This window comes from Exiguobacterium acetylicum (genome assembly GCF_019890935.1).
Taxonomy (GTDB): domain Bacteria; phylum Bacillota; class Bacilli; order Exiguobacteriales; family Exiguobacteriaceae; genus Exiguobacterium_A; species Exiguobacterium_A abrahamii.
In genome coordinates this window covers 2,671,802-2,685,223 of the sequence record NZ_CP082333.1, presented here as the reverse complement: position 1 = coordinate 2,685,223, position 13,422 = coordinate 2,671,802, and the positions used below count along the sequence as shown (strand labels likewise).

12 protein-coding genes and 1 riboswitch are annotated in these 13,422 nt (G+C 48.6%); of the genes, 4 read left to right on the top strand and 8 right to left on the bottom strand.

The features are described from left to right. Window positions 1-84 precede the first annotated feature (84 nt). Window positions 85-2,832, top strand: a complete 2,748-nt coding sequence (locus tag K7G97_RS13915) for a chitobiase/beta-hexosaminidase C-terminal domain-containing protein (protein WP_223040826.1) — start codon at window positions 85-87, stop codon at window positions 2,830-2,832. A gap of 401 nt (window positions 2,833-3,233) precedes the next feature. On the opposite strand, the gene K7G97_RS13910 is transcribed toward K7G97_RS13915, so the two are convergent. After that, complete coding sequence (locus K7G97_RS13910) at window positions 3,234-3,590, bottom strand: hypothetical protein (protein WP_223040825.1); 357 nt, start codon at window positions 3,588-3,590, stop codon at window positions 3,234-3,236. A 348-nt stretch (window positions 3,591-3,938) separates the two neighbouring features. Between K7G97_RS13910 and K7G97_RS13905 the strand changes: the two genes are divergently transcribed. Further along, entirely contained in the window at window positions 3,939-4,817 is an 879-nt protein-coding gene (locus K7G97_RS13905) for a CAP domain-containing protein (RefSeq protein WP_223040824.1), read from the top strand. A gap of 87 nt (window positions 4,818-4,904) precedes the next feature. Next, complete coding sequence (locus tag K7G97_RS13900) at window positions 4,905-5,402, top strand: GNAT family N-acetyltransferase (RefSeq protein ID WP_223040823.1); 498 nt, start codon at window positions 4,905-4,907, stop codon at window positions 5,400-5,402. Window positions 5,403-5,462: 60 nt separating this feature from the next. Here K7G97_RS13900 and K7G97_RS13895 read toward each other — a convergent pair whose 3' ends face one another. The 4 genes from K7G97_RS13895 to K7G97_RS13880 form a co-directional block, all read right to left on the bottom strand. Beyond that, window positions 5,463-6,278, bottom strand: coding sequence for a MetQ/NlpA family ABC transporter substrate-binding protein (locus K7G97_RS13895; RefSeq protein ID WP_223040822.1), 816 nt, complete (start codon window positions 6,276-6,278; stop codon window positions 5,463-5,465). Between the two features lie 27 nt (window positions 6,279-6,305). Beyond that, on the bottom strand, window positions 6,306-6,971 hold the full coding sequence (locus K7G97_RS13890; RefSeq protein ID WP_223040821.1) for a methionine ABC transporter permease: 666 nt from the start codon (window positions 6,969-6,971) through the stop codon (window positions 6,306-6,308). After that, a complete protein-coding gene (locus tag K7G97_RS13885; protein ID WP_058712982.1) occupies window positions 6,961-7,974 on the bottom strand; it encodes a methionine ABC transporter ATP-binding protein in 1,014 nt (337 codons plus the stop codon). Before K7G97_RS13885 ends, K7G97_RS13890 begins: the two co-directional genes overlap by 11 nt. Window positions 7,975-8,057: 83 nt before the next feature. Next, window positions 8,058-8,163: riboswitch (SAM riboswitch) on the bottom strand. Window positions 8,164-8,225: 62 nt separating this feature from the next. Continuing rightward, complete coding sequence (locus K7G97_RS13880; RefSeq protein ID WP_195864456.1) at window positions 8,226-9,413, bottom strand: aminotransferase class I/II-fold pyridoxal phosphate-dependent enzyme; 1,188 nt, start codon at window positions 9,411-9,413, stop codon at window positions 8,226-8,228. Window positions 9,414-9,561: 148 nt separating this feature from the next. Here K7G97_RS13880 and K7G97_RS13875 point away from each other — a divergent pair, with 148 nt between their 5' ends. Further along, complete coding sequence (locus K7G97_RS13875) at window positions 9,562-11,172, top strand: glycoside hydrolase family 13 protein (protein ID WP_223040820.1); 1,611 nt, start codon at window positions 9,562-9,564, stop codon at window positions 11,170-11,172. Between the two features lie 71 nt (window positions 11,173-11,243). Here K7G97_RS13875 and K7G97_RS13870 read toward each other — a convergent pair whose 3' ends face one another. The 3 genes from K7G97_RS13870 to K7G97_RS13860 all read right to left on the bottom strand — a co-directional run bounded on the left by K7G97_RS13870 (window position 11,244) and on the right by K7G97_RS13860 (window position 13,338). Beyond that, window positions 11,244-11,972, bottom strand: a complete 729-nt coding sequence (locus tag K7G97_RS13870) for an MBL fold metallo-hydrolase (RefSeq protein ID WP_223040819.1) — start codon at window positions 11,970-11,972, stop codon at window positions 11,244-11,246. 126 nt (window positions 11,973-12,098) lie between these two features. After that, a complete protein-coding gene (locus K7G97_RS13865) occupies window positions 12,099-12,905 on the bottom strand; it encodes an SMP-30/gluconolactonase/LRE family protein (protein ID WP_223040818.1) in 807 nt (268 codons plus the stop codon). A 169-nt stretch (window positions 12,906-13,074) separates the two neighbouring features. Beyond that, window positions 13,075-13,338 carry a metal-sensitive transcriptional regulator gene (locus tag K7G97_RS13860; RefSeq protein WP_023469359.1) on the bottom strand — a complete coding sequence of 88 codons (264 nt, stop codon included), beginning with the start codon at window positions 13,336-13,338 and terminating at the stop codon, window positions 13,075-13,077. Between the last annotated feature and the right edge of the window lie 84 nt (window positions 13,339-13,422).

Here is a 13,422-nt window from a genome sequence, read left to right as displayed (position 1 = left end):
CTTTTTTTACGAAAAATATACACTATTAAGAATATAATCTGATATTATGAAGAAGTGTCAGAAAATTCAATAGGGGGTCTCATCATGAAATACGGCAGTACGTTTGGAAAGTGGGCATTGGCCGGAGTGTTAACAGCAGGAATCCTTCCACAAGCGGGTCTTGTCGGGGCAGAAGGCGAAGGCGTCATCTTGTCTGAATACATAGAAGGAACAAGTAACAACAAGGCAATCGAGCTGTACAATGGGTCGGGGCAAATCATTGATTTAGCGGACTATACCCTCGTTCAATATACGAACGGTGGACCGTCAGAAGCGAAAATCACACTATCGGGGAAAGTGGATCCAGGGAAGACGTTCGTCATCGCGAACTCGAGTGCGAATGCGGACATCAAAGCAAAAGCACAATTGACGACGGGATCATTGAACTTCAACGGGAATGATCCCATCGCACTGAAAAAGGGCGATGTCGTTCTTGATATCATCGGACCACTCGGTTCATCAACGGATTTCGCAAAAGATACGACACTCGTGCGAAATGCGGGCGTCACGTCTGGTGCTAAAACGTACGAACCATCACAGTGGACGAGCTTCCCGGTCGATACACTGACGAATCTCGGCAGTCATCAGACAGAAGCGGGCGACGTTCTTGCAGCACCTACAGCTTCTCCGGTCGGTGAAGTCGAACGTGGAGATCAAGTGACATTATCAGGTGAAGGAACGATCCATTATACAGTCGACGGCACGACACCGACTGTCGACAGTCCGGTGTATACGTCACCGATCACGATCAACGATGAAGTGACGATTCAAGCAGTTGCCGTCAAGGACGGTAAAACGTCAGCTGTTTCGACATTCAAGTACTATATCGCACCACCGATCACGAAAATTAGCAACATCCAAGGCGTTGCGCATACGTCGCCTTACGCAGATCAACTTGTCCGGACGACAGGTGTCGTCACGTACGTCGTCGATGCGAACAACTTCTACATGCAGGATCCGAATCCGGATAACGACAGCCGGACATCGGAAGGGATTCTCGTCTATGCGAAAAACCACGGTGCTGCCGTTGGACAAAAAGTCGCGACGACAGGATATGTCAAAGAGTGGTTGCTTGGCGGCTACAGCGATAAGTTCGATACAGACTTAGCGGTCACGGAAATCAGTACGGTCAATCTCGTGAAGGGTGCACTCAACGAAGGATTACCAGCAAGCATCGTTCTTGGCGATGAAGGCGTCTTGATTCCAACACAAGTCGTCGACAACGATTCGTTTGCTCAGTTTGATCCAGAAGAAGATGCAATCGACTTATACGAAAGCTTAGAAGGTATGCGTGTCGCTTTACCGAACGCGATCGTCACAGGACCACAAGCGAACCGGACGATTCCAGTTCGGACGCAGACAGCGGATAAGGTCTACACGAAACGTGGAACACCGATCCTGACGAAGGATAATGTCAATCCGGAGCGTCTCTTCGTCGAGATGGGAAGCTCGTCGTACCGTGCAAAAGCTGGTGATACATTCGACGGTACGATTGAAGGTGTCATGAGCTATAACTATTCGGCGTATAAAGTCCTTTCAAAAGCAGCGGATCTTCCACCACTCATCGCGCGTGAAGCAGATCGTCAACCAACAAACATCGAAACAGGTAAATCACGTTTGACTGTTGCTTCGTACAACGTCGAGAACTTTGCTTCAACAGCAGACGAAGGAAAAGTCGATCGCGTCTCAGAAGGAATTGCAACGTTCTTGAAGACACCGGACATCGTCGGTTTGACAGAGATGCAGGATAACGATGGCGCAACGGATAGCGGTACAGTCGATGCTTCGAAATCATTCGAGACATTGATCGCGGCGATCGAAGCGAAAACGGGTGTCCGCTATGCCTATACGGACATCGCACCAGAAGACAAGAAGGACGGCGGACAGCCGGGCGGAAATATCCGTGTCGGATTCCTCTACAATCCAGCACGTGTATCACTCGCACCAGGTGAAAAAGGTGGTGCAACAGAAGCCGTGGCAGTTGAGAACGGCAAGCTGACGAAAAACCCAGGTCGCATTCAGCCGACGGATCCGAACTTCGCGAGTTCACGGAAACCGCTCGTCGCGGAATTCCTCTTCAATGGTGATTCGTACCATGTCATCGTCAACCACTTCAACTCAAAAGGTGGCGACGGAGCTGACTTCGGTAAGAACCAACCGGTTGTACGTAAGAGTGAAGTCCAGCGTCATGCGATTGCGAACATCGTCCAAGATTTCGTCTCTGAATTGAAAACGGAAGTCAAAGACTCGAACGTCGTCGTTCTCGGTGACTTGAACGACTTCCAGTTCTCAGAAACACTTGATATCCTGAAAGGGAAAAATCTCTGGAACACGGTCGATGATCTTCCTGAGTCTGAGCGCTACTCGTACGTCTATAACGGAAATGCCCAAGTACTCGACCATATCTTAATCTCGAACAACTTAAAACGTTACACGTCTTCAGATATCGTCAACATCAACTCAGAGTATATGGAAGCAGATGGTAGCGCGAGTGATCACGATCCAGCGATTATCTCGATTCAAGGTGCAGAGACGGCCGTACCGGTCAAAGGAAAAGCAGAAGTCGGCATCTGGCGTGCTGTTCAAAAAGGGAAGCATATCTTCATTGAGCGTAAATTAGGTCGTCACTGGTTAAAAGCAAGTGAAACGCATAAGGATCAACAAGGCGAATTACTTGCCCTCCGTGTTTCGCAAGGACGTCCGTACATTCAAGTGAAAGTCAAAAAAGACAAAACAATCTGGCTTGAATTATCGAACAAGTATAAGTTGAAAGAAACAACAAAATATCAATGAAATTAAAAAGCGGACTTAGCGGTCCGCTTGAGACTGAAGACAAAGTGCAATTTTTCTCTAACGAGAAGGATTGCGCTTTTTTGTTCTTCTCGCATCGTTTTCCTGGGACAAGCATCGCGCCGCTTCGCTTCGCTGCAGGGTCGCTCTTGCTTGTTTTTCCCTAGGAAGCGATGTCGAGTGAACAAAACGCTCCTCAAATCCTTCGGTATAAAAAGAATGACGTGTCACACGCCACTCCTACAGGAAAAAGCGCGATTTTGCGCTGTCAGAGACAAATAAGACCCGTTTTCCTGCTCGAATGGAGCGGGAAAACTGGCTTGTGTCTCGCCTGAGGAAAGGGTGTGAAAAGACGCGTCATTCTTTTTTTGAGTCAGCCCATTCGTTTACAATCTGAAGCGGACTTAGCGGTCCGCTTTTTTGCGTGCTGGGATAAAAAGTGAAAGAAGTGAGAGTGTGCTGATGGAAAGCGTCGCAATTAAAGCAATCGGTAGAGGGATGGCACGGAACATATACGTGAAGTGGATGATGATTAAGAACAGGATGATAGCAAGACCAGGGATGAATTTCTTAGAGAGCAGCATACCTGATCCAGGTACGAGCAACTCAAAACCGAGCCGTTGATTCAGCCGAACATCTTCATGTGCATTAGCCAAGCTAAACGATACGGTCAACGCGACAAGAATCATCCAGCCGGAAAATAAGTATTGTTGAATCGGTAAAAAAGCAATGGATTCATAAATGAAATACAGTAAAACCATAGGTCAACTCCTTCATATCATTATGTTATTTGGAAAAGCATTGAAAGTTTGGCTTACGAATTCTAATGATACCGAGTCGAGAATCGGAGAGCAATCAAAAATCGTTTAGAATGAAATAAAAGAATGTTCACACATTTTAATAAAAGGGGAAAATCATTTAGAATGTATATTAAATACTTTTAAGAATCGTTTAAACAAAAGCTTTTTTGAAATGGGAGCGTTCTCACGAAATGTGTCGGATTTATGGACGAAAGATGTGATTTAGACAAATGAGAGCCGATGACTGTTCGATGGAATGATTTTCTTTTAAAATAAAGGTAATGAAGTAGAAGGAGGCGAAACGAGGACATGAAAAAATGGCTAATCATCGGAGTAGCAGCAGTAGCCTTTTTCGGCTACGAAAACATTCCAATGGAACAAGCAGAAGCCGATTATCCGAAAAGTGGCGGCAAGCTGATTGATCGATATAGCAGTGAGTATCCGGGATATGACTGGGAAGTCAGACGGACATCAACGGAGGAATTTGTCGCCTTGACGAAGGACGGCAAGGATTACGGGAAGTATCGTTTCAAGAACGGCGTGACGACGCAAGGCGCGGTCTTGAATAAGGATACGGAATCTTCCTTGAAGAAAAAAGGATGGACCGCAGTGAAGTCCTACCGTAAAGGCAACACGAACTACATGTTGAATCTGGATCATGCCGCCGTCTACGAGAAGAAAGGCAATTACGTGACGTACTTCTTCGATCAACATGACGGCAATAAAGTCAAAGCAACGCTTGCGATTCCAAAAGACGTCGAAGCGAAGAAAAAGGGCTTCTACGGTACTGCGTCGAATGCGTTGCGAACGACAGATGAGAAACTGATGCTTCGGTTGATGAACTGGGAACGGGCCGACTATAAGTTGAATCCGTTAGCACCGTACACGGCACTGAAGCCGGTCACACGTGGTCACAGCGAAAACATGGCGAAGAATAATTTCTTCTCGCATACGGATCCACAAGGGCGTGACCCGTTCGATCGAATGGAACAAGGCGGTATCAAGTTCATGGGAGCCGGTGAGAATCTCTCGATGGGCTATCCGAACGTCTTTGCGGCGCATTGGGGCTTAATGAACTCAAAAGGACACCGCGATAATATCCTTCAAAAAGACTTTAAGCAGGCGGATGTCGGTGTAGCATTCCGAGACAACGCACCGTACTTCACGATTAATTTCCGGACACCTTAAATAGAAGAATAGAGGACGATATCGCTCGATGTCGTCCTCTTTTTCGTAGGGCGGTTTGTACTATACTACAGGCAGGGGGTGGAGCAGTTGAAAATACGTCAATTGACGGCAGAAGATGCAACTCGTTACAAAGCACTGCGGTTAGAAGCCTTACGAAACCATCCGGAGGCATTCGGTTCTGATTATGAAGCAGAAAAAGATCGACCCGTCGAACGGTACGCAACTCGTCTTGAAAGCGAACAGTCGATGATGTTTGGTGCGTTTCATGAAAATGAACTCGTCGGTGTCGTCACTATCGTCTGCTCCGAGCCGGTCAAAATGCGACATCGAGCAAATTTGTTTGCGATGTACGTCACGCCACGCGCCCGAAAACAACAAGTCGGACGACAACTCGTAGAAGAGGCATTACGTACATTAAAGCAGCATCCTGTGATTGAACAAGTCCATCTCTCGGTCGTCCGGACGAATGAAGCTGCTAAAGCGTTGTATCGATCACTTGGTTTTAAATCATACGCGATTGAACCGCGGGCGCTGAAAATCGATGATACCTATCATGATGAAGAACTGATGTGGTATCGGTTCTAACACAAAAACGACCGGAATTCAAAGAGATGATCTCTCCTTGGAATCCGGTCATTTTTTACATCAGTTTGCCCATTCAGGCTTGCTGAAACCTTTGAATGATTTTTCGATGACTGTATTGAAAGCGTCCGATTCGACGGCTGCTTTTAAGTCTTTTGCGACTTGCTTGTCCGCATCTTTCGTTTGGACAGCGACGAGGTTACGGTATTGTTCGTCCATCGTCTCAAGCGCTAACGCATCGAGTAAGTCGAATTTCGCAGCAAGTGCGAAGTTCCCTGGAACGGCTGAGATATCAACACTTTCAACGGCGCGTGGCAGTTGAGCCGCTTCAAGTGGTTTGATGACGAGTTTCTTCGGATTCTTGACGATATCTTTTTCTGAAACGGTCAGTGGATCAGCGTCCTTCTTCAGTTCAATCCAGCCTTGTTCTGCCAAGAGGTTCAGTGCCCGTGCTTGGTTCGTCGGATCATTCGGCGTCGCGACTTCAGCACCTGTCTTGACGTCGTCAAGTGTCTTCGCTGTCTTGCTGTATAGTCCCATCGGTGCTGTCGGAACCGTGATGAGTCCTTTTAAATCGAGATTCTTTTCTTTAGAGAACGTCTTCAGGTAGATCGAGTGTTGGAACAAGTTGGCGTCGATGTTCCCGCTACCGAGGGCGATGTTCGGTTGGATGTAATCGCTGAACTCGACGATTTCGACTTTATAGCCTTTCTTCTCGAGTTGTGGCTGAATCGCTTGTTTAACCATGTCGCTATACGGACCGCTCGTCGCACCAATCTTGATCGTCTTGTCTTTTTCATCAGCACTGCTGTCTCCACATCCTGCGAGGACTCCTGCGCCGAGTAAGGCTGTTGCTAAAAAGGCATATCGTTTTTTCATGATTCCACTCTCCCTTTGTATGTATGATTAGCGTTTATCTGTTTTTCGCGCCAGTTGATTGCCAAGTGCTTGAATACTTTGAACGATGACGATGAGCACGACGATCGTCACGATCATGATGAGGTTATCGTAGCGATAGTAACCGAAACGGATCGCGAGGTCACCAACACCACCGCCGCCGACGATCCCAGCCATCGCTGAGAAGCCGATTAAGCTGATCGTCGTTAATGTGATGCCCTGAATGATGCCAGGGAGTGCTTCCGGTAAGAGGACACTGACGATGATCCGTAATGGTTTCGCCCCACATGCTTCTGTTGCTTCGATCAGACCAGGCGGAATCTCGCGGAGTGATGTTTCGACAAGGCGCGCGAGAAACGGAATCGCTGCGACACTAAGGCTGACGGATGCTGCCGTCGGACCGATCGTATTATCGAGTAAGAACTTCGTCAATGGAATAAGGGCGACGAGCAAGATGATGAACGGTAAGGACCGGACGATGTTGACGACGAAGTCAAGAACACGGCGGACGGCAAGGTTTTGAAAAAATAATCCGCGGTCGGTGACGAACAAGAGAATCCCGAGCGGAATCCCGACGACCAATGCGAAAGTAAGTGAAATTCCGACCATCCAAGCCGTCTCGCCGAGTGCCTTCAAGAGCTCGGGTAACATCGTTTGAATACGATCAAGCCACATCCTGAATCACCTCGAGTGCGTGAAGTTCCGTCGCGAGCCAGTCGAGGGCAGGAGCGATTTGATCGGATGATCCCGTCAAGCTGACAATCAGGACACCGAAGGCGACGTCTTGAATGTAGTCGACCTTACCGTGCAAGATGCTAACTGAGATATCGTAACGGCGGATCGCTTCTGATAACGTACTCTCACCGGTCTTCTCGCCCGTGAACTGCAAGCGGATGATCTTACCCGGAGTTGCCTGCAAGATGCGTTCCGGCAATTCGATTTGTAGTGCCGTATCGACGTAATGTTGCGTCACCGGATGCTTGGCTTGACTGAACAAGTCATAGGTTGAGGCGACTTCAACGACTTCACCTTGCGACATGACGGCGACACGATGGCAAATCTGTTTGACGACATCAATCTCATGCGTGATGAGGACGATCGTCAAGCCGAGTCGTTCATTCAAATCCTTCAGCAGTTCAAGAATCTGTAGTGTCGTAACGGGGTCAAGAGCGGATGTCGCTTCATCACATAACAAGACGGTCGGATTGTTTGCGAGTGCCCGGGCAATCCCGACGCGCTGTTTCTGCCCACCGCTTAATTGACTCGGGAAGTTCGTCTCAAATCCTTCAAGTCCGACGAGCGAGACGAGTTCGCGAATTCGCTCCGGGAAATCTGCACGTTTGACGCCAGCGGCCTTGAGTGCAAAAGCGATGTTATCCGCGACGTTGCGCGACTGAATCAATTGGAAATGTTGAAAGATCATTCCTGTCCGCAAGCGAAGTTGACGCAAATCTGCTTTTGACATCCCGCCGAGCGAGACACCGTCGACCTTGACGGTTCCTTGTGTCGGATGCTCGAGCCCGTTGATCAGGCGAAGCAACGTACTTTTACCGGCACCGGACTCACCGATGATTCCGAAGATTTCTCCTTTTTGGATCGTCAAATCGACATCCCGTAATGCAAAAATCGGGGTCCGGTCTCGGACGAACCGTTTTGTAATGTGTTTGAATTCAATCATCCGCTCATCTCCTCATACAAAAAAGTCGCTTTTTCCTAGTAGCAGAGCAACCAGAAAAAAGCGACGAAAGTGTAAGATTTCGTAACTTATCTCTCAGAATGAAAATCATTCTGTAGGATGTGGCACCGTTCCTTACAGGTGGTTGCCGGACGTCGTTGGGCCTAATCCCTCGGTCGCTCTCGATAAGTAGTTATGCTGTTGGGATTTACTTTAACGGAAATGATTCCCATCTGTCAAATGTTTTTTCAGAATTATTCCGCAACAGGTGTCCGGAACAGGTTGAGCGTTCCGATTCGATCGACGGCTTCTTCTAGACGTTCGACGTCAGCAATCAAACTAATGCGGACGTAGCCTTCACCGTATTCGCCGAAGAATGATCCCGGGGTCACGGCGACGTGTGCTTCGTCAAGTAGATGATCGGTGAAGCTTTGGGACGTGTAACCTTCCGGAACAGGAAGCCAGACGAAGAAGGAACCGCCTGGGCGTGGACCACTCCAACCAATCGCATCGAGTTTTGCGAACAACGCATCGCGTCGTGTTTCATACAAGCTACTTAACTCGCGGACGCACGTCTGATCACTCGTCAGAGCGACGGTCGCCGCATGCTGAATCGGTGTGAAGGCACTGACGTAGAGATGTTCTTGGTATGTTTCGATGCTTGAGATGACGGACGGATTACCAATCGCAAAGGCGATCCGGAAGCCGGACATGTTAAAGCGTTTTGAGAGTGAGAATAGCTCGATCCCGACGTCTTTTGCCCCTTCCGTCTGCAGGAAGCTCCGTGTCGGACCATCGAAACTGATGCCGCCGTATGCTAAGTCATGGACGACACAGATATCATGGGCATCGGCGAAAGCGACTGTCTGTTCGAAGGCTTCTGCCGTCGCGGTCGCCCCCGTCGGATTACTCGGGTAGTTGAGGAACAACATCCGGGCACGCTCGACGTCCGTCGTATCAAGTAAGTCGTAATCCGGTAAGAAGTTATTTTTCTCAAGCAACGGAAGCGTAATCGGGTAAGCACCAGCAAGTGCTGCGCCAGACAGGTAATCCGGGTATCCTGGATCCGGAACGATGACACCTTCTCCAGGGTTGACGATCGTCTGCGGTAAGGCGACGATGCCGGCTTTACTGCCGAGGAGAATTGCGACTTCCGTTGCCGGATCGATCGTGACACCGAATTCAGTCGCATAAAAGCGCGCGACGGCTTGTTTTAGAAAATCATGTCCACGAAACGGTGGATATTGAAGGTTCGTTGGCTCGTCGATGGCTTGTTTTAAGGCATCGAGAATATGTACAGGCGTCGTCTGGTCGGGTGTTCCTTGACCAAGTGTGATGACATCATGTCCGGCTGCTTTTACAGCACCAATTCGGTTCGCGAGTTCAGCGAAGACGGGAGCAGGAAGCCGATCAATGGCGATGGATGGAGCGAAATGTTTCATGGATGAATGCCTCCTTCGTGGTATTGTCGTCAAGGATAACGAATATTCAGTCAAAAGAAAAGAACTTTTTCGAAATTCAAAAAAATTGTCGGATAAACAGGTACAGATAAGTGGAGCGGGAATAAAGAGTAGGGAGAGGAGTGGGAAGATGAAGCGAGCTAACTGGAAAGAGTCAGTCGTCTATCAAGTCTACTGGCGTAGCTTTAAAGATTCGAACGGGGATGGGATCGGTGATTTACGAGGTGTCATCGACAAGCTTGATTACATCGCTTCACTTGGTGTCGATGTCGTGTGGTTGAATCCGTGTTATCGTTCCCCAGACGTCGATAACGGCTATGATATTGCCGATTATTACGAGATCATGGAAAAAGCGGGAACAATGGGAGATCTACAGGAGTTGATCACGGCCGCTCATGCCCGTGGATTAAAGGTCATTCTCGATTTAGTCGTGAACCATACGAGTGACCAGCATGACTGGTTCCGTCAGTCATGTGAGCGGATCAACGATAAGGATGACTGGTATATCTGGCAGGATGGCACGAAAGAGACGCCTCCGAACAACTGGCGCTCGTACTTTGCGCCAAGCCCATGGACGTGGAGTGAAGAACGCGGGCAGTATTATTTTCATTCCTTCGCCAAAGAACAGCCTGACTTAAATTGGGAGCACCCAGCTGTGAGACAAGCGATCTACGATATGATGAACTGGTGGATCGCTCAAGGGATCGATGGCTTCCGAATGGATGTCATCAACTTGATCAAAAAACGGTCGTTTGAGGATGTCGCCAATCCGTTTGATCTCTCGTACCTTGGAAATCAGCCCGGCGTGCATGATTTTTTGCAGGAGATGCATGCGAATGTTCTCGCTGGTAAAGACTTGTTTACAGTCGGTGAGATTCCGTTCGTCGGTCCAGAAGATGGACTGTTATATGTCAGTGAGGACCGAAAAGAACTCCGGACGCTGTTTCACTTCGAGATTGCGGATGACATGGAAGCGATGGATCTCTTACGATTCAAGGAGATTCAAAAACGCTGGTACGACGTCTTATATCCATTAGGTGTCAATTCACAGTTCCTCAACAACCATGATCATACACGACAAGTGACGCGCTTCGGCAGTGAACGCTACCGCGTCGAGAGTGCGAAACTACTCGGTTTGATGTTGCATACGTTACCTGGTATTCCATACGTGTATCAAGGAGAAGAGATTGGGATGACGGGGATTCGTTTCTCGGATCCGTCGCTTTATCAAGACGTCGCCTTTCGAAATCGATACGAAGAGCGCGTCGCTGGCGGAGAGGACCCAGAGGTCGTCCTCTCGTCGATGCAGTTACTCGCGCGCGATAACTCCCGCACACCGATGCAGTGGGACGGTACACATGCAGCTGGCTTTACGAGTGGGAAACCATGGTTAGCCGTCAATCCGAATTATACGGACATCAATGTCGCGCAAGCAGAAGCCGATCCATCGTCCGTGCTTGCTTTTTATAAGTCGCTGATTCAGATGCGAAAGGATCATCCGATCATGGTCTACGGTACATACCGAGACTTAGCGCTTCATGATCCGTATCTCTATATCTATGAGCGGGAATTAGAGGGAGAAGTCTGGCGGATCGTCCTCAACGTACATGATGAACCGATGCAGACCGCCCTCATTTTACCGCATGAAAAATTGCTCGTATCAAACTATCCGTATAGCCCGGATATCTTGCGTCCCTACGAAGCACGCGTCTATCGTTATTCTGTTACAGAACAGACATGAGTCGTCTGTTGAAAAAAACATCAGCGGACATGTCAGGAACACGTTCGCGGATGTTTTTTCATATGCGTACATTACTTGAAAGGTGATGATTTTTTCGTCTGCAAGACCTGAGTGAATCGATCGACGGCTTGTCGCATCTCGTAACTTGGTCCAAGGATTAGTGGACCATGTCCGACGGCAAGAATATCCGGAGATAGCTCCGTCAATTGATCAGCCGAGCGAAGGGCGACGTCCGGATCCCATGTTGCGAGTGCGGGAAACGGGAATTGCCAGCGGACGTCGCCGGAGACGGCTAGTCCTCCTTGCGTCTGAAAAGCATCGCCAGCGATCAAAGTCCGGCTTCCTTCATGCCAAAGCGAGATCGAACCAGGTGTATGACCGGGTGAGGCGATGACACTGAGACTTCCGACTTGTTGACCACTCTCGAGCAAGCGATCCGGTCGTGTTTTGATGTTTTTCGGAATACCACCTTTTAAGGGTGTCGTTTCGCCTTCGCGTAGCGTCTCATCCCCGCTGAGTAGTGCAGCATCGCGATAACTGATACAGACTTGAGCGAGAGGGAAGGCGTTCGCAAGGAAATCCAGTGAGCCGACATGATCGGCGTGTGCATGAGTCAGGATGATTGCACCGAGTGGTTTCTCCTGCTGTCGAATATAGTGATAGAGCGCCTTTGCGTTAATTCCGAGTCCAGCATCAATCAATGTTAAACTGTCTGCTTCTTCAAACAGGTAGCAGTTGACCGGGAAAAAGGATGGGGTCGTCTGCAATTGGTGTAGACGTTCGATGATTGTGACACGCATCGGCTTCACTCCTTCAAAAAATGAATAGTCTTCTTCTTTAGTATCGTCTGTTTTTTTAGAGGCGTCTAGGCGAATTGTGTGGAAAAAGAGGCATCACCTCTAAAAAGATGATCCCTCCTCTATAAATCATTCAAATGTTACAGCGAAGACGGCACCGGCGTGTGGCGTCTCATCTCCGTTTGCAGCGGTCGTGACGAGCAATCGATCTTCGTAGAAAATCGGACACGTCGGATTGGCGACCGGGAAGTCGACATGAGCGAGTTTTTCACCAGTCGCAAGATTCCAACGGGTGATGCATGATCCAGCATAATGTGCGATCCAAGCATGACCTTCCGCGTCCTTCGTCATACCATCTGGGAACCCTTCTTCTTCTTCGAGGTCAACGGCGACACGCTTATTCGAAAGTGGAGCGTCCGGAGCGTAGTCGAAGGCATAGACTTTTTTCGTCGGTGTATCGATGTGATAGAGCGTCTTGCCATCTTCTGACCAGACGAGTCCATTGGAGTTCGTCAAGTCTTCATGCAAGACATCGATGGAGCCATCGTGACGCAGACGGAACAATCCAGCAGTCTTACCGTCTTCTTCATTAATGCTACCGGCGACATATTGTCCGGTTGGATCAAGCTTTCCGTCATTCATCCGGTCGGAATCGGGTAGCGACAGTTGATGCTCAAGAGACAGATGTCCTTCTTTGAGATCAAACGTTCCGAATCCGTGTTCTGCCGTGACACGTAATAAATCCGGTGCATCCGTCAAGGCAATCGATGTGATGGCGCTTGGTAACGTATACGGTTTGAGTGCTTCTGTGACGAGATCATATGAGAAGAGAAGTTGATTCGGAATATCAACGAAATAAAAGCGCTTTGCTTTTGCATCGTAAACAGGAGATTCGCCTGTCTTACATGCGACATCAATGAATAGGGAAACGGTCATAAGTACTCTTCCTCCTAAGTGGACGTCTTTTACGAGCAGTCCAGATAATAACAATTTAGTATACCTGTTTTGACGCGCAATCAAACCTGGATCAAACAGCTGATATATTAAAATAAACGTCTAAAAAAATAGCCTGCTATCCAAGCAGACTATCCGTACGAGCGTTATATCAGCGGCTCTTAACGAGCAAATTGACCGCTTCCTTGACGAGTTCTTCGGTTTGTCCGTCGCCGTTTTGTTCTGCGTCCTTGACGCACTCAATTAGATTCGAACTGACGACGACGCCGATCGTCCGGTCAATCGCAGAACGGGCAGCGGAGAGCTGGGTGATGACATCGCGGCAATCTTGCCCTTCTTCCATCATCCGTAAAATGCCTCGTAGCTGTCCTTCAATCCGACTAACACGGTTCTTCATCTTCCGATCATAATCCATTTTTATTCCTCCGATTCCCGTTGACCTGACGTCATGTAGTATCTTTATGCTATGCCCATTACGGTATAACTGTCAATTCAGCAG